Below are 15836 nucleotides of genomic sequence, written 5' to 3'. Positions count from 1 at the left end.
TTCGGACTCTACCGCCCGATCACGTTCATCGCGACCTCAACGCCTGTAACCCCAGCGTAAGCGCGTTATACGGCATTTCCGCGGCACCCATCGAAAAACTCGTCGTCTTCGCGGTCGCCCCCGGCGTACGCATCAGCGCGTGAACGATCCGCTCGCTCGCATGCCCGTCGCCATACGGATTGCTCGCACGCGACATTTCCTCGTATGCTCTCTCGTTGTCGAACAACCGCGACGCCTCCCAGACGATCCGCTCCTGATTGGTGCCGACGAGCCGCGCGGTGCCGGCCTGGATCGCTTCGGGCCGCTCGGTCGTGTCGCGCGTGACAAGCACCGGCTTGCCCAGCGCCGGCCCTTCCTCCTGAATCCCGCCCGAATCGGTGATGATGAAATGCGCGCGTGACATCAGGAATACGAACGACAGATATTCCTGCGGCTCGATCAGGTAAATGTTCGGCACGCCGCCGAGCAGCGCGCGCGCCGGCTCCCGCACGTTCGGGTTCATATGCAGCGGATAGACGAACTGCGCATCGCGATAGCGGTTCGCGAGCGTGCACAACGCCTCGCAGAAATGCCGGAACGGCTCGCCGAAGCTCTCGCGGCGATGGCCGGTGATCAGCACGACACGACGCGACGGTTCGAGGAACGGAAAACTCGCGGCAACCTTTTCCGTCAGCTCCGCGTTGTGGTCCAGCATGCGCTTGACCTCGTGCAGCGCATCGATCACGGTGTTGCCGGTCAGCACGACCGCGCCCCCCGGCACGCCCTCGCTGAGCAGGTTGTCGCGTGCCTTCCCGGTCGGCGCGAAATGCCACGACGATACCGCGTCGGTCACACGGCGATTCAGTTCCTCCGGCCACGGCGACCAGATGTCCCCGCTGCGCAAACCGGCCTCCACGTGCCCGACCGGCAGGTAGCGGTAGAACGCCGCGAGACTGACCGCGAGTGTGGTCGTCGTATCGCCGTGCACCAGCACGACATCCGGGCGCAATTCGTCGAAGACCACGCCGATCGCCTGAAGAATACCGGTCGTCACGTCGGTCAGCGTCTGACTTTGACGCATCAGGTCGAGATCGTAGTCGGGCTTGATGTCGAACAACGTCAGCACCTGATCGAGCATTTCCCGATGCTGCGCGGTCACGCATACCTTGACGTCGACATCCGTTTGCGCCTTCAGCGCGCGCACCAGCGGCGCCATCTTGATGGCCTCCGGCCGAGTCCCGAACACAAGCAAGATCTTTTTCATCGTTATCCTCGTTTAGCCGCTTCGCGCCGAATGACCCTGCTCGTGGCGCGAAGCATGTATTCAGGCGGCGCCTCCCGGACTCGCACGCGATCAACGCGTAGCGATGTCGCGGGGCGAGCGCGCCGTCCTGTCCGCGCGGTCTCCGCCACGCGAATCGTCGTACTACCGGCGTCCCGTTGCACTTGATCGGTCACGTCATGAGTCGTTCCTCGCTGGGCCGTGCGTCACGTCACTACCACTACAGCAATATTCAAACCAACCGCCCTGCGGCCTGGTCCGGTTCGCTCGGCGCACGCGGCGCACATGCCGCACGTGCGGAATGTTTCACAATTGCTACGAGCGTCGCATCGCCCGGCGAGCGCGGCATGGGTAAACACCCGGTCGGTCGCACGATCCATCCGGCGACGTCGTCCGCTAAATAACGAATTCATGTCGAGCGCCCATTGCGCCCCGGGGCCTCACGCATCCTTCGAAACGCTTTGCGTTGCCTCGATTCGCAACCTTTGTCTGTGCAGTGCGCGGCGAGCAATCCACCGCTCGGCCACGGTCATGAACGGAGGATTTCCCGACATGCAGCGTCGTTCGCGCCGCCTGAGTCGGCGGGAGGGAAATGTTGCGAATGTGTAACGCAAATCCGGAACCGGCGGGTGCATCTGAATCCGGTCCATCCGGCGCTCGCGGCAGCGGGCAGTGCCCCTGCTTCCCGGCCCATGCATACGCAGCGAATGGCGCATGATGCGCCGACCGCGCAAAGCCGCATCCGGCAAGGCGGCACCGGTTCGGCAGACGAATCGCACGCCGCATGACGCGCGCAGGCCGCAACGTCGACCGCGAGCGGTCGCACCGCTTGCGCACAAGCTGATTCGTCGGTGAATCAAAACCCGCCGCCGACGCCCGGTCCGCATTCGCAGCTTGCCCTCCCGCCCCTTGCTGCGCGGTGCATCGCGGCCGATGGCTCACGCCTTGCTTAATACCGGACAGGTGTGTCCCGAAGTACTCGCACGACAGCGGACAGACGGAGGCGCCGAAGCACCGAAGCCGGGAGGCGACGCGACGCGTCCGCCCGGGGCGAACGACAGCCGCCCCTGCGCGACGAACGTGCCGTCGTTTCCCGTCGACATCCGCGCGATCCGCGGGCCGCCTCAAGCGCTCATGCGACGAACCGGCTCCCGACCGCGAATAGCGGCACCAGCCTCACGTTCACCAGCACCAGGGTGTACTGAGCCACAACGTCGACACGCTCGCCAGGCGCGACGCGGCCAACGCCGCACCCGGCGACGATTGCGAAGGACCACCGCGCAGGAGCCCCCGATCATGAACCGGCCCGCGCTTTTCCCGGCTGTACGCGCATGCGTGGCAGCTGCCGCCCGGCTGCGCCGCCTGTGGCGCGTCGCCTGCTGTGTCGCCGCGTGCGGCTTCGCGCTGCACGCGAACGCCGCCGAACTCCTGCTCAACGGGCTGTACCAGCGCCCCGACGGAGCGATCACCGTGCGCCTGAACGGTGCCGGCATCGATCCTTATTTCGCGGCGAAGGCGCTGCTCGCCGCCTCCGATGCGCGACTCGACGCGCATCAGGCCGCACTCGCATGGATCGCCTGGCTGTTGCCGCGCCAGCGTCTGGACGGCGGCTTCGATCGCTACTGTGTGAAGAACGGCCAGTACAGCCCATGCGCCGAAGCGGATGCCGACGACGCGATGATGGCGACCTGGATCGAACTGCTCGCCCGTTTCGCACCGCCCGACGGCATGCCTGCCGCATGGGCACTCAGCCTGAGCCGCGCAGGCGCGCATCTGGACACCCTGCTCGACAAGCCTGCCGGCGTCTATCAGATCTCGTCGTCGCTGCACGTCGCGCTGCTGATGGACAACGTCGAGGTACACAGCGCGTTCCGGGCGCTCGCGGCGTACTACGTCCGGCGCGCCGACTACATGCACGCGGGCCCGTGGAGCCAGCGCGCCGACCAGCTCGCGTCGGCGATCCTGAAGGTGTTCTGGCTCGGCACTCAATCCGGTTTTCGCGCAAGCACGCAGCGAATCGGCGGTACGAGCTTTTATCCGGCGAAAGTCGCACAGATCTTCCCGCTCCTTTCAGATATTCAGGTTCCCGAACAATCTAGCGAGATGATCTACGCGCAATGGATGAAGAAGTACGGCAGGACGTGGCAGCAACTCGCCGGCACCGATTATCCATGGGGCTTGATCGCGCTGGTCGCGTACAAGATGAACGACCGGAGCACGGTCGCCTGCTGGCATACGCGATCCGGCCCGTACCGCCACGGCGCACACTGGAACGTACTGGAGGAGTCGCTATATCTGGCATTCGAAAGCAGGACGGCCGAGCCCGTCACACCCGCTCAATGCGGATTCACGACGGCGACGGCAACGCCAACGGCAACCGCGTCGCGCTGATGCAAGGGTGCGCACGGTCCATGATGATCAAAATGGAAGGAGACGTGTGATGTGTGGCATCGTCGGCGCGGTCGCGCAACGGGACATCGTCCCGATTCTGATTGAAGGTTTGCGTCGCCTCGAATATCGCGGCTACGATTCATGCGGCGTCGCAACGGTCGTCGACGGCCAGGCGCGCCGCGAACGCAGCGTGTCGCGCGTCGCCGATCTCGACGCACACGTGCGCAGCACCGGCCTGACCGGCAGCACCGGTATCGCGCACACCCGCTGGGCAACGCATGGCGCACCGGCAACCTGCAACGCGCATCCGATCTTCTCGCGTGACGAAATCGCGCTCGTGCACAACGGCATCATCGAGAACCACGAAACGTTGCGCAAGCAACTTTCAGACGAGCACTACGAGTTCGACGGCCAGACCGACACCGAGGTCGTCGCTCACCTGATCCACAGTAAATATCGCGGCGACCTGCTCGCCGCCGTGCGCGATGCGACGTCGCAGCTTCACGGCGCCTATGCGATTGCCGTGTTCAGCAAACACGAGCCGCAGCGGCTGATCGGCGCGCGGGCCGGCTCCCCGCTCGTCGTCGGCGTGAAGGACGGCGAATGCTTTCTCGCATCCGACGCGCTCGCGCTCGCCGGCATCACCGACCGCTTTATCTTTCTCGAGGAAGGCGACGTCGTCGAGTTGACGGCAGGCGGCGTGCGCGTGCTCGATCGCAGCGGCGCGCCGGTCGAGCGCGCGATACAGACCGTCTCCTCCGTGCAAGGCGTGGTCGAACTCGGGTCATACCGGCATTTCATGCAGAAGGAGATTTTCGAACAGCCGCAGGCGGTGGCCGCGACCATCCCGGATGCGGGCCTGTTCGATCCGGCCGTATTCGGCCCTGACGCCGCGCGGGCGTTCGGGCAGATCGACAACGTGCTGATTCTCGCGTGCGGCACGAGTCACTATTCCGGCCTGACCGCGCGCCGCTGGCTCGAAACGATCGCGCGCGTGCCCGCGCAGGTCGAAATCGCAAGCGAATACCGTTACAGCGACGCGCTCGCCACGCCGAACACGTTGGTTGTGAGCGTGTCGCAATCCGGCGAGACCGCCGATACGCTCGCCGCGCTCAAGTACGCGCAGGCGCTCGGCCATATCGACACGCTGGCGATCTGCAACGTGCCGACCAGCGCGATGATGCGTCAGACCGGCCTGCGGTTCCTGACGCGGGCCGGCCCGGAAATCGGCGTCGCGTCGACCAAGGCGTTCACGACGCAGCTCGTCGCGCTGTTCATCCTCGCCGTGACGCTCGGGCGGCTGCGAGGTTATGTCGACGACGCGCAGCTCGCGCGCTATACGATGCAGCTGCGGCGGCTGCCCGACGCGCTCGACGACGTACTCGGGCTGGAGCCGCAGATCGAGCGCTGGGCGGCGGAATTTGCGCAGCACGAGAATGCGCTGTTTCTCGGGCGCGGGCTGCATTACCCGATCGCGCTCGAAGGCGCGCTGAAGCTGAAGGAGATTTCTTATATCCACGCGGAAGCATATCCAGCGGGCGAGCTGAAGCACGGGCCGCTGGCACTCGTGACCCATACCATGCCCGTCGCGACGATCGCGCCGAACGATGCGCTGCTCGAGAAGCTGAAGTCGAACATGCAGGAAGTGAGAGCGCGCGGCGGGCAGCTTTATGTGTTCGCCGATGCCGATACGCGGATCGATAATAGCGAGGGGGTGTCAGTGTTGAGGATGCCGGATTATTACGGGCTGTTGTCGCCGATCCTGCATGTGGTGCCGTTGCAGTTGCTTGCGTATCACGCGGCGTGCTTGCGCGGTGCGGATATCGACAAGCCGAGGAACCTGGCGAAATCGGTGACGGTGGAGTGATGGGGTGTGTAAACCGGGGTGGGCCTGCGAAGGTCTTCAAGGGATCTGACTGGCCCGCCCTACACGATTCGAACGTGTGACCTACGGCTTAGAAGGCCGTTGCTCTATCCAACTGAGCTAAGGGCGGTCGAGGAGAAAAGACACGGCCTGACGCGGACCGCATTTGGCGCGGGGTTTTGAGTAACGGCAACGACAGCGGCAACAGCACCACCCAACTCAACGCCCCGAAACAAAACGGGCCCGGCATGAACCGAGCCCGAAATTATACCCGATCATCGCGTCACATCACGCGAGACCGGCCATCGCGGCATCAAACCGGCTGCGGATGCAGCATGAACCAGCCGAGACAGAACACGCCGGCGATCACGCAATACACGCCGAACGACGCGAGCCGGCCGCGCCCTTCGAAATAGCGCATCAGGAACCGCACGCTCAGGTACGCGGCGATCGCCGTCAGCACGCCGCCGAGCAGCGCATCGGCGAGCTGGTCGCGCGCATGGAACAGCTTCGGCAGTTCGAGCACGCCCGCCGCGAAGATGATCGGCGTGCCGAGCAGGAACGAGAACTCCGCCGCCTTCTCGGCCGTCAACCCGGCGGCATTGCCGGCGATCATCGTCAGCCCGCTACGCGAGAAGCCCGGAATCAGCGCGCCGATCTGCGCGAGACCCACGAAGAACGCCTGCTTGAACGTCATCTTCTCGGGCGCCTGATGCGCGCGACTGCGCTGGATGCGATCGCCGAGCCACAGCAGCACGCCGTTCACGATCAGCGCGATCGCGACGATCCGCAGGTCGTGAAACACGCGTTCGATGCGCTTCTCGAGGAGCAGCCCGACGATGCCGGTCGGGATCGTGCCGATGATCAGTGCCCACATCAGGTGCCCGTCGTCGTTCTTGCGGCCGCCGAGCTGCGCGAAGAAACCGCCGATCAGCGCGACCCAGCGCGCGCGGAAGTACCACAGCAGCGCCAGTGCGGTGCCGAGATGGAGCGCGACGAGGAACGGCAGCAGTTGCGGCGCGTGCTTGTCGATATGCATGCCGAACAGCGCCGGCACGAGCAGCGTATGGCCAAGGCTGCTGACGGGGAAGAGTTCGGTGACGCCCTGCAGGACGCTCAGGAATACCAGAAACCAGAGACTCACGCGTCGGTCCTTTTAGTGGAGATTAAGCGGAAAGAAAGACGGACGACGCAATGCGCGTCCGAAAAAACGCGCCCCGATTATGCCGAGCCAGGATTACTGCGCCAAGGCATTTGGCCGGATATTGCGGCAATGCACACAAACGCTTGCAATTTGTAAGCGCACAGAAAGCAAAAAGCCCGCCATTTGCATGGCGGGCCTTTCGACTTCGGCAGGAATTGCCGTCAGCGGCCGAGCTGATAGAAAAATAATACCGTGCTGCCGGTGAACATGCCGAACAGTGCGAGTCCCATTGCCATTGCCAGATCCATGGCCCCCTCCACGAAGTGTCATGACCCGGCAACATCACCGGTTTAGACGCATTATCCAGACCGTTGGCAGTGTTAAAAACTCGCAATTTCCCGAGAAGGGTTTTCCCCGACCCGCCGCGGCCCGATAATGGAGCGCGCCGTGTCCCGTCCACCCGCCCAACCCGATTCGCCATGCCGATCTTCCAGCAACACGACATTCACGAACTTCACGCCGGCCCGTCGCTCGTCCGGGTCGCCCCGCAATTCGGCGGCCGCCTGCTGTCATGGCACGTCGACGGCGAACCAGTCATCTTCTGGCCGGAAACGGCCGACTGGAGCAACCTCGCGCGCGTGCGAGGCGGCAATCCGCTGCTGTTCCCGTTCCTCGGCCGCCACCGCGTCGACGGCGAACTCGGCCGCTGGCGCGACGCCGCCGGCGTGGTCCGCGACCTGCCGATGCACGGCTTCGCGCGCGACCTGCCGTTCGCCGCGCATCCGTCGGCCGACGGCGCCGCCTTGTCGATGACGCTCGACGCGAACGATGCGCTGCGCGCGAGCTACCCGTTCGATTTCCGGTTCGAAACGACCTACCGGCTGGCCGACGCGCATACGCTCGAAGTCGCGCTCACGACGACCAATCGCGGCGATACACCGCTGCCCTACTACGCGGGCCACCACTTCTATTTCGCGTTGCCGCACGGCGAACGTGCCGACACGACACTCGAGCTGCCGCCGACTCGCATCTGCCAGCAACGCGCAGACGGCTCGATCAGCCGGCTCGAACCCGGTGAAACGCGTTACCGCCTCGACGATCCGGACATCCTCGATCGCTTCCACTGCCTCGACGGTAAGCCGTCCGCGCCGGTTCGCATCGTGATGCCGGGCCGCGGCCGTACGATCGAGATCGCGCTCGACGTGCCGGGCTCGATCCCGTGGTACGCGGTCACGACCTGGACCGAAAAGCCGGATTCGGACTTCTACTGCGTCGAGCCGTGGCTCGGCCTGCCGGATGCGATCCACAACGGCCTCGGGCTGCGCATGCTCGCGCCCGGCGCGACCGAATCGGCCACGCTGCGGATTCGCGTGATCCCGCTCGCAGGCTGACAACGGGCGCGCCGAAACGGCGCGCGATGACCTCGACCGAGGCCCCAAACTGCGGTGCGCGGGTCGAACCCGTTAAAATCGGACGTTTTGTGTTGCCTGCCGCGTCGTGCGCGGCAGGGTCTTGCGAGGTTCAATGTTCGGAACAACAACGAAGCGACTCTTTGCAGCCGCCTGCGCCGCCCTGCTCGTCGCGTGCGGCTCCGCGCCTGTCGGCCCCGGGTTCTATCGCGTCGAGCGCGGCGATACGCTCTACAAGATCGCGCGCGACAACCGCACGTCGGTGCAGAACATCGTGCGCTGGAACCAGATGACGAACCCCGATGCGATCGAAGTCGGCCAGGTGCTGCGCGTCGCGCCGCCGCCCGGCACGACCACCGCATCGACGCCGTCGACCACCGGCACCGGCAGCGCGGGTCGCGCCCGCCCCGCGCCTTCCGCGCCGGTCGAATCGGCCGTCAAGCCGGCCACGAGCATTTCGCTGGTCTGGCCGGCGGCCGGCAATGTGGTCCGCACGTTCGACGGCTCGAAATCCAAGGGTATCGACATCGCGAACTCGCCGGGCACGCCGGTGATCGCGGCTGCGCCGGGCGTCGTGGTCTATGCGGGTAACGGGCTGCGCGGTTACGGCAACCTGATCATCCTGAAGCACAACGCCGACTACCTGACCGCATACGCGCACAACCGCGCGCTGCTGGTGAAGGAAGGCCAGTCGGTCACGCAGGGGCAGTCGATCGCGGAGATGGGCAACAGCGACAGCGATCGCGTCGCGCTGCATTTCGAGTTGCGCTACGGCGGTCGCTCGATCGATCCGTCACGCTACCTGCCCGCGCGCTGAGCGCGCGACAGCCGGCGCGCGATGCCGATGCGCATCGCGTGCCGTCTCGGGCAAAATCGGGAAGGTCGAATCAGCGCTTGCGCAGACGGCCGGTAAACCGGCCGGACAGCGGATCGACGTGACGGGCAAACGCCACCAACGCGCCGATTCCGATCAGGCTGAACCCCGCAGCAATCAGAAGCAAATCCATGGTCCTATCACTGTTGTGTCGTGATCTTATGCGTCATTGTGGAATCGTGCACTGAGCCGTGGCTGTCGGACGAGCCCGAACATTCCCTATCAGCAGTCACCATTGTCGATTCGTCTACATGAAACCCTGATGTAATCCGTTCGCCCGACGCCACGTTCGACACCCAGGAGACTAAGCGATGCTGCCCGCCGCCGACCGCTACGACGACCTGCTCTCCCGCTTCGGCTGGGCCGTTCCGGCCCGCTACAACATCGGCGTGGACGTCTGCGACAAATGGGCCGACGGCAGCGGGCGCCTCGCGCTGATCCACGAAACCGCGCAAGGCGACGTGATTCGACTCACGTTCGACGACCTGAGGAATGCTTCTAACCGGCTCGCGAACAGCTTTGCGCGCGCCGGCCTGCGACGCGGCGACCGGATCGGCATCTTTCTCGCGCAGGACCCCGAAACGGCCATCGCGCATCTCGCCGCATACAAGCTCGGCGCGATCGCGGTGCCGCTCTTCACGCTGTTCGGCGTCGATGCGCTCGAATACCGGCTCGCGAACAGCGAAGCATCCGCGCTCGTCACCGACGCGGCCGGCTACGCGAAAATCGCGCCGCTGCGTGCGCAACTGCCGGCACTGCATACCGTCTACTGCGTCGGCGACGATGCGCCCGACGCGCCGGGCGTGCTGCACTACGACGCGGCGCTGGCCGCCGAAACGCCCGACTTCGAACCGGCCGATACGGCCGCCGACGATCCGGCGGTGATCATCTATACGTCCGGCACGACCGGCAAACCGAAAGGCGCACTGCACGCGCATCGCGTGCTGCTGGGCCACCTGCCGGGCGTCGAGATGTCGCAGCAATGCTTCCCGCGCGATGCGCGCCTGTTCTGGACGCCCGCCGACTGGGCGTGGATCGGCGGTCTGCTCGACGTGCTGCTGCCGTCCTGGCATCACGGCGTGCCCGTGCTCGCCCGCCGCTTCGAGAAATTCGACGGCGACGCGGCGTTCGCGCTGATGGCACGGCACGGCGTGACCCACGCGTTCCTGCCGCCCACCGCGCTGAAGCTGATGCGTACCGTCGCGGCACCACGCGAACGCTACGCGCTGTCGCTGAAATCGGTCGCGAGCGGCGGGGAATCGCTCGGCACCGAGCTGACGGCCTGGGGACGCGACGCGCTCGGCGTGACGATCAACGAGTTCTACGGGCAGACCGAATGCAACATGGTGCTGTCGTCGTGCGCGGCGCTGTTCGATGCGCAACCGGGCGCGATCGGCAAGGCGGTGCCCGGTCACGTGGTCGCGATCGTCGGCGCGGACGGCACGCCGCTGCCGCCCGGCGTCGAAGGCCGCATCGCGGTGCGCCGCCCCGACCCGGTGATGTTCGTCGAATACTGGCGCAATCCCGGCGCGACCCGCGACAAGTTCGCGGGCGACTACCTGCTCACCGGCGATACGGGCGTAATCGACACCGACGGCTTCGTGCGCTTCGTCGGCCGCGACGACGACGTGATCACGAGCGCCGGCTACCGGATCGGCCCGGGCCCGATCGAGGACTGCCTGCTCACGCATCCGGCGGTGCGAATGGCGGCCGTCGTGGGCGTACCCGACGCGACGCGCACCGAGATCGTCAAGGCGTTCGTCGTGCTGAACCCCGGCCACGTCGGCGACGATGCGCTCGTCAGCGCATTGCAGGCACATGTACGCACACGCCTCGCCGCGCACGAGTATCCGCGCGCGATCGCGTTCGTCGACAGCCTGCCGATGACCGCGACCGGCAAGATCGTGCGCCGCGCGCTGCGCGACGCGTAGCCGCCCGCCCTCGCTCGGGCCGCCGGCCGGATGGTTTATAGTGGCGCCACGCAGTCTTTCCAAAAAACCGATGTCCTCTGAACGCCAATCCGCCGCGGGCGCGTCGCACAGCCCGCTCTACGCCAAACTCCTCGGCGAGACCGCCAAGATCGACTGGTGCGATCTCGAGCGCTTCTTCGCGCAGGGCAAGCTGCTGTCCGTCGCGCGCGACCTCGATCTCGTCAGCGTCGCGGAAGCGATCGCCGGCGACGAAGCCGAACAGGTCACGCGCTGGCTGTCTGCCGGCCTCGTCGCGCGCATGCCGGCCGAAACCGCGGCCGACTACGCGGCGCGCAACCCGGAGCTGTGGGCGGTCGTCGTGTCGCCATGGGTCTGCGTGCAGGAACGCGCCTGACGCGTCCGCCATGTCCGAATCCGCGTTACCGCACGGGGCCGGCACGGGTTCGGCCACCGTCACGCACCGGCGCGTCCTCGCGCTCGCCTTCCCGATCGTCCTGGCGAACCTGACCCAGCCGATCCTCGGCGCCGTCGACACGGCCGTCGCCGGCCACCTCGACGGCGCGCAGTATCTCGGCGGCGTCGCGCTCGGCGGGCTGTTCTTCAATTTCGTGTTCTGGGGCTTCGGCTTCCTGCGGATGGGGACGACCGGCCTCGTCGCACAGGCGCACGGCGCCGGCGATGATGCCAGTATCCGCCTGAACCTGCTGCGCGCGTTGATCGTCGCATTCGCGCTCGGTGCCGCGGTGCTCGCGCTGCAAGTGCCGCTGCTGTCGTTCGCGCTGACCGCGCTCGGCGGCAGCGATGCCGTCCGCGCGACGGCGCTCTCGTACAGCCATGCGCGGATCTGGAGCGCACCGTTCGCGCTCGCGAACTACGTCGTGCTCGGCTACCTGCTCGGCGTGCAGCGCGTCCGGCTCGCGCTGGTCGCGCAGGTGTTCATCAATGCGGTGAACATCGGCGCCGTGCTGCTCTACGTGTATGGCTTCGGCTGGGGCATCGCCGGCATCGGCGCCGCAACTGCCACCGCGGACGCGTGCGGCTTCGCGCTCGGCGCGTGGATGCTGTGGCGGCTACGGCCGCGCGGCCTCGGGCCAATCGCCGCGCGTGCGCTCGCCGACCGCGCGGCGCTCAAGCGGCTGATCGCGCTCAATCGCGACATCTTCCTGCGCACGCTGTGCCTGCTCGGCGCATTCGGCTGGTTCGCGCACCTCGGCGCGAAACAGGGCGACGCGACGCTCGCGGCGAACGCGCTGCTGCTGAATTTCCAGACCTTCATGGCGTACGGCCTCGACGGCTTCGCGCATGCGGCCGAGGCGCTCGTCGGCGCGGCAGCCGGCGCGCGCGACCGCCGCGCATTCCGGCAAGCCGTGCGCGTCACGCTGTTCTGGTCGGCACTCGGCGCGCTGCTGTTCGCGTTCGTTTACTGGGCCGGCGGCGGCTGGATCGTCGCGCGGCTGACCGATCAGGCCGAGATCCGCGCGGTCGCGCTGCGCTACCTGCCGTGGGCCGCGATCTCGCCGATCGTGTCCGTCTGGGGCTTTCTGCTCGACGGCGTGTTCATCGGCGCCACGCAGACGCAATCGCTGATGCGCGCGATGGTCGTGTCGTTCTCGATCTTCATCGCGGCCACGCTCGCCGCCGTCGGCACATTCGGCAATCACGGCCTCTGGTTCGCGCTGCTGCTGTTCATGGCCGCGCGCGGCGCGACGCTCGCGCGCTATCTGCCGGGGCTGTTGCGGCGCATCGGCGCCGACGCGCACGCCGCACGCGCCTGACAGCCGTCCAGGCCGACCGTTACTGCACGGGCTTCGGCGGCGGCGCGTCGAGCATCGAAGGCGGCGTCATGTCGGTCGGCACGCCGTGATAGTCGGCCGGATCTTCCGGCGGGTGGCCGCGGCGGGCCTGACGAGGGTCGCTGGTGCAGCCGGCGAGAAGTGCTGCGGCCAGCACGGCCAGCATGAAACGGGTCATCGGGTATGGCTCCGGAAATCGGCGCGCCCATCGCGCGCCAGGACCGCGCCGAGTCTAGCGGAAATCCGGTTTCGGGGTCGCGCCGCGCATGTCCTACTATGTACGCATGGCGCTGTGCCGTGGAAAGGAGGCTGCCATGTCGTCTGAGGAAATTGCGGGCCTGATCGGCCTATTCATCGGCCTGATGGTGCTGGCCGCGCTGTCGTACTTCGAGGCGCGCGAATACAAGCGCAGCCATGACGGCGAAGGGATGATCCACCACTGGATGGCGGAACACCACCTGCTCGACTGGCGGCGCAAGCACTAAGCGAGCCGCCCCGCCGTCCGGCCCGTGTCGAACCCGGGCCGCTCGCGAACGTGCCATCCCGTGGCACGGCAGGAACCGCGCATCGTCGAAATTAACAGGGCCGGATACACACACGTTGACCGAATACACGAACGCCGTCGCGCGGCAGGCTGCCGCACGACGGCGTTTGCTCGTGCACGCCCGGGACGGGCGCGCCGCGATTCGGATGGCTCAGCCCAGGAAGTGGCGGGCGTAGCGCGCGTTGATGTCGGACAGGCGGAACAGCGTCAGGAAATCCGCGCAGTTGAAATCGGGATCCCAGGCCGGCGCGCCGCAGATCTTCGCGCCGAGACGCAGGTAGCCCTTGATCAGCGGCGGCGGCGCCACGGCGACGCCCGTCTGCAGTTCGTCGACCGGCAATGCCGTGTGCGGGAACGCGCGGTACTCGGGTGCCGTCAGCGAGTTCGCCGGCAGCGACTGGTACAGGTTCGCAGCATAGTGGCCGCCGTCGGCCATCGACACGCTCGCGCAGCCGAGCATCGTCTCGTAGCCGTTCTGCATCATGTACGCGCCGAGGCCACCCCACAGCGCCATGATGACGGCGCCGCTGCGGTAGTCGCTGTGCACGCACGAGCGGCCGACCTCGACCATCTTGCCGCGCAGGTGCGTGAGGCGCGACAGGTCGAATTCGCCTTCGGCGTACAGGCGGCCGACACGCGCCGCCTCGTGCGGCGGCAGCACGCGATACGTGCCGACCACCTTCAGCGTATCGAGATCGCGAACCAGCAGGTGGTCGCAGTACGCATCGAACGGATCGACGTCGAGACCGGAGGGGCCGCTGACCTGCGCGCCCATCTCTTCGGCGAACACGCTGTAACGCAGACGCTGCGCTTCGCGCAGTTCGTCTTCCGTGCGGGCCCACGCGGCACGCAGGCGGTACTCCGATGTAACGGTTTCAGCAGCGCGCGGCAGGTGCCGCCGCGACGTGTCGAGGGGCAGCGAGGCAAAGGGGAGCGTAGGCGTCGGCAGTTCTCGCATTAGGCTTTCCTGGTCGTAAGGAATAAGGCGACATGCCCGCCAATGTAGTAATCGGCCGTGACCGTTATGTGGCACGACCGTGTCCTTTCAATGACGTGTCGCCGAATTGACTTTAGCAGAAAGCTTGCGAAGCCGTATGATGAATCCCGTTGATCCCCGTCAGGCCTGCTTTACACCAGTTCCGGCGTCAATACTGCCCGCAGCACGGCCTGCCGGCCGCCGTCACGCGTGCGGCTCGCGAGCCACACGATTCCGCCCTTCTTGACGCTCCAGCTGTCGTCGCTACCGGCGATCAGTTGCGCGGCGACGCTGCCGAGCGTCGGCTGGTGCCCGACGATCACGACCGTCGGCGCGATGCCTTCCGGCCAGCCGGCCGCCGCCAGCACGTCGTCGACACCGCCGCCCGGCGCGAGCGCGTCGACGGTCCGGTACTGGTCGGTCAGCGCCTCGACGGTCTGCACGGTGCGGGCCGCCGGGCTCGCGAGGATCACGGCGTTCGACTCGAGCCGGCCACGCAGCCATTTGGCCATCGCCTGCGCGTCCTTGCGGCCACGAACGGTCAACTGGCGCGCGAGATCGCTCGCCGCGTAGTCTTCGGCTTCGGCGTGGCGCCACAGGATCAGGTTCATCATGATGTTTTCCTTGCGTCGGCAAGCGGCCCCGCACGCGTGCGGGCCGGCCGATCATCGTGCGAATTGTCGCAAATCGTGGCCGGTTCACCGCCGCGGCATTTACCCGCATATCGCGATTGACCGAATCAGTAATTAGACGATACAATCTTTGGCTCGTCGGAGCGTAGCGCAGCCTGGTAGCGCATCTGATTTGGGATCAGAGGGTCGTAGGTTCGAATCCTATCGCTCCGACCAAAGGAATCAAGGGGTTACGGTTAATACCGTAGCCCCTTTTCCGTTTCTGGGTCCTCGAACCAGTCGCCGAGCTTCCCGGCTCGCGGTAATCCGGTTCATTGTAGGGATCAATGGGGGCGTCCGGGCGCAACGCATTGGCCCCTGCCGTATCCCGGCGCTCACGGCGCATCGCTTCACCCGCAGGCAGCAGATCGCGACCGCAAGTCAGCAGGCTGCCGACGCGCACAAGCAGCCCGCGCACGGCACTTCCGGGAACACGCGATAATGCGCATGAACAACCCGCATCTGCGCATGAAAAACAACATTCTCAAGATCGCCCTCTGCGCATCGCTGCTCGCGCTCGCGACCTCCGGCACCGCGTCCGCCAAGGCGCTCGACGACGCGCTCGACTGTCATTCGACCGGCCACAAGTTCGTCGCGCCGCTGCTTGCCGCCGGCGACATCCAGTCGGAGCCGATGCACGTCGAATCGAACTCGGTCAACGCGTTCCGCACGAACCGCTCGCTGACGGCGTACGGCTTCGGCGTCTATGTCGTGCTCGGTTACCAGGCGAACGACCCGATCTTCCGTCCGGGCGACGGCACACCGATCGGCGACTGGGCCTACGGCGTCGTGGTGCGCGGCACGAAGGGCGCAGTGGAGGAAGCCGTGCGCAAGGCCGGCAGCGACGCGACCGTCAAACAGGCGTTCCCGTTCCTGACCGCGATCGTCTGCTCGTCGGATTGAGCGGGCGTCAGAACGATCATGCGGCACGTCTGAGGGCCGCAACCGCACGCCCCCGCCCGAGAGCCCGTCCGGGCC

General features: G+C 66.5%; 14 protein-coding genes and 2 tRNA genes. 10 read left to right on the top strand and 6 right to left on the bottom strand.

Annotated features, from left to right (window positions below; translation table 11 throughout):
- Window positions 1-25: 25 nt before the first annotated feature.
- The gene (gene wecB / locus MRS60_RS06545) at window positions 26-1243 is read right to left on the bottom strand and encodes a non-hydrolyzing UDP-N-acetylglucosamine 2-epimerase (protein WP_105390643.1); all 1218 of its coding nucleotides are present in this window, start codon (window positions 1241-1243) and stop codon (window positions 26-28) included.
- A gap of 1314 nt (window positions 1244-2557) precedes the next feature.
- Here wecB and MRS60_RS06540 point away from each other — a divergent pair.
- Together MRS60_RS06540 and glmS are read left to right on the top strand one after the other, a co-directional pair.
- Window positions 2558-3652: a hypothetical protein gene (locus MRS60_RS06540; RefSeq protein WP_034183304.1), complete on the top strand. Its 1095-nt coding sequence runs from the start codon at window positions 2558-2560 to the stop codon at window positions 3650-3652.
- 49 nt (window positions 3653-3701) lie between these two features.
- Window positions 3702-5519, top strand: coding sequence for a glutamine--fructose-6-phosphate transaminase (isomerizing) (gene glmS / locus MRS60_RS06535; RefSeq protein ID WP_243565412.1), 1818 nt, complete (start codon window positions 3702-3704; stop codon window positions 5517-5519).
- A 50-nt stretch (window positions 5520-5569) separates the two neighbouring features.
- Here the strand turns inward: glmS and MRS60_RS06530 are convergent.
- Window positions 5570-5646: transfer RNA gene (locus MRS60_RS06530), tRNA-Arg, on the bottom strand.
- A 183-nt stretch (window positions 5647-5829) separates the two neighbouring features.
- Window positions 5830-6660: an undecaprenyl-diphosphate phosphatase gene (locus MRS60_RS06525; protein ID WP_011351628.1), complete on the bottom strand. Its 831-nt coding sequence runs from the start codon at window positions 6658-6660 to the stop codon at window positions 5830-5832.
- A gap of 479 nt (window positions 6661-7139) precedes the next feature.
- On the opposite strand from MRS60_RS06525, the gene MRS60_RS06520 reads away from it, so the two are divergent.
- From MRS60_RS06520 to MRS60_RS06500, 5 genes are all read left to right on the top strand, one after another.
- Complete coding sequence (locus tag MRS60_RS06520; RefSeq protein ID WP_243565411.1) at window positions 7140-8051, top strand: aldose epimerase; 912 nt, start codon at window positions 7140-7142, stop codon at window positions 8049-8051.
- Between the two features lie 133 nt (window positions 8052-8184).
- Complete coding sequence (locus tag MRS60_RS06515; protein WP_034183293.1) at window positions 8185-8886, top strand: peptidoglycan DD-metalloendopeptidase family protein; 702 nt, start codon at window positions 8185-8187, stop codon at window positions 8884-8886.
- A 368-nt stretch (window positions 8887-9254) separates the two neighbouring features.
- Window positions 9255-10874, top strand: a complete 1620-nt coding sequence (locus MRS60_RS06510; protein ID WP_243565410.1) for an acyl-CoA synthetase — start codon at window positions 9255-9257, stop codon at window positions 10872-10874.
- Window positions 10875-10944: 70 nt separating this feature from the next.
- Entirely contained in the window at window positions 10945-11268 is a 324-nt protein-coding gene (locus MRS60_RS06505; RefSeq protein ID WP_034183291.1) for a DUF2288 domain-containing protein, read from the top strand.
- Window positions 11269-11278: 10 nt separating this feature from the next.
- Window positions 11279-12649: an MATE family efflux transporter gene (locus tag MRS60_RS06500; RefSeq protein ID WP_243565409.1), complete on the top strand. Its 1371-nt coding sequence runs from the start codon at window positions 11279-11281 to the stop codon at window positions 12647-12649.
- 19 nt (window positions 12650-12668) lie between these two features.
- Here MRS60_RS06500 and MRS60_RS06495 read toward each other — a convergent pair whose 3' ends face one another.
- On the bottom strand, window positions 12669-12845 hold the full coding sequence (locus MRS60_RS06495) for a hypothetical protein (RefSeq protein ID WP_165948090.1): 177 nt from the start codon (window positions 12843-12845) through the stop codon (window positions 12669-12671).
- A 136-nt stretch (window positions 12846-12981) separates the two neighbouring features.
- Between MRS60_RS06495 and MRS60_RS06490 the strand changes: the two genes are divergently transcribed.
- A complete protein-coding gene (locus MRS60_RS06490; RefSeq protein ID WP_174419115.1) occupies window positions 12982-13152 on the top strand; it encodes a hypothetical protein in 171 nt (56 codons plus the stop codon).
- A 210-nt stretch (window positions 13153-13362) separates the two neighbouring features.
- On the opposite strand, the gene MRS60_RS06485 is transcribed toward MRS60_RS06490, so the two are convergent.
- Both MRS60_RS06485 and sixA read right to left on the bottom strand, forming a co-directional pair.
- Window positions 13363-14169, bottom strand: coding sequence for a GNAT family N-acetyltransferase (locus MRS60_RS06485; RefSeq protein ID WP_034183288.1), 807 nt, complete (start codon window positions 14167-14169; stop codon window positions 13363-13365).
- 170 nt (window positions 14170-14339) lie between these two features.
- Window positions 14340-14801 (bottom strand): phosphohistidine phosphatase SixA, encoded by a 462-nt coding sequence (gene sixA, locus MRS60_RS06480; protein WP_072436410.1) that lies wholly within the window; start codon window positions 14799-14801, stop codon window positions 14340-14342.
- A gap of 157 nt (window positions 14802-14958) precedes the next feature.
- Here sixA and MRS60_RS06475 point away from each other — a divergent pair.
- Both MRS60_RS06475 and MRS60_RS06470 read left to right on the top strand, forming a co-directional pair.
- Window positions 14959-15035, top strand: a tRNA-Pro gene (locus MRS60_RS06475).
- 291 nt (window positions 15036-15326) lie between these two features.
- Complete coding sequence (locus MRS60_RS06470; protein ID WP_105393004.1) at window positions 15327-15761, top strand: hypothetical protein; 435 nt, start codon at window positions 15327-15329, stop codon at window positions 15759-15761.
- Window positions 15762-15836: the final 75 nt, after the last annotated feature.

The organism is Burkholderia pyrrocinia (assembly GCF_022809715.1).
GTDB lineage: Bacteria > Pseudomonadota > Gammaproteobacteria > Burkholderiales > Burkholderiaceae > Burkholderia > Burkholderia pyrrocinia_C.
The sequence above is the reverse complement of the archived record's forward strand: the minus strand, read 5'-3'. Positions and strand labels throughout refer to the sequence as shown.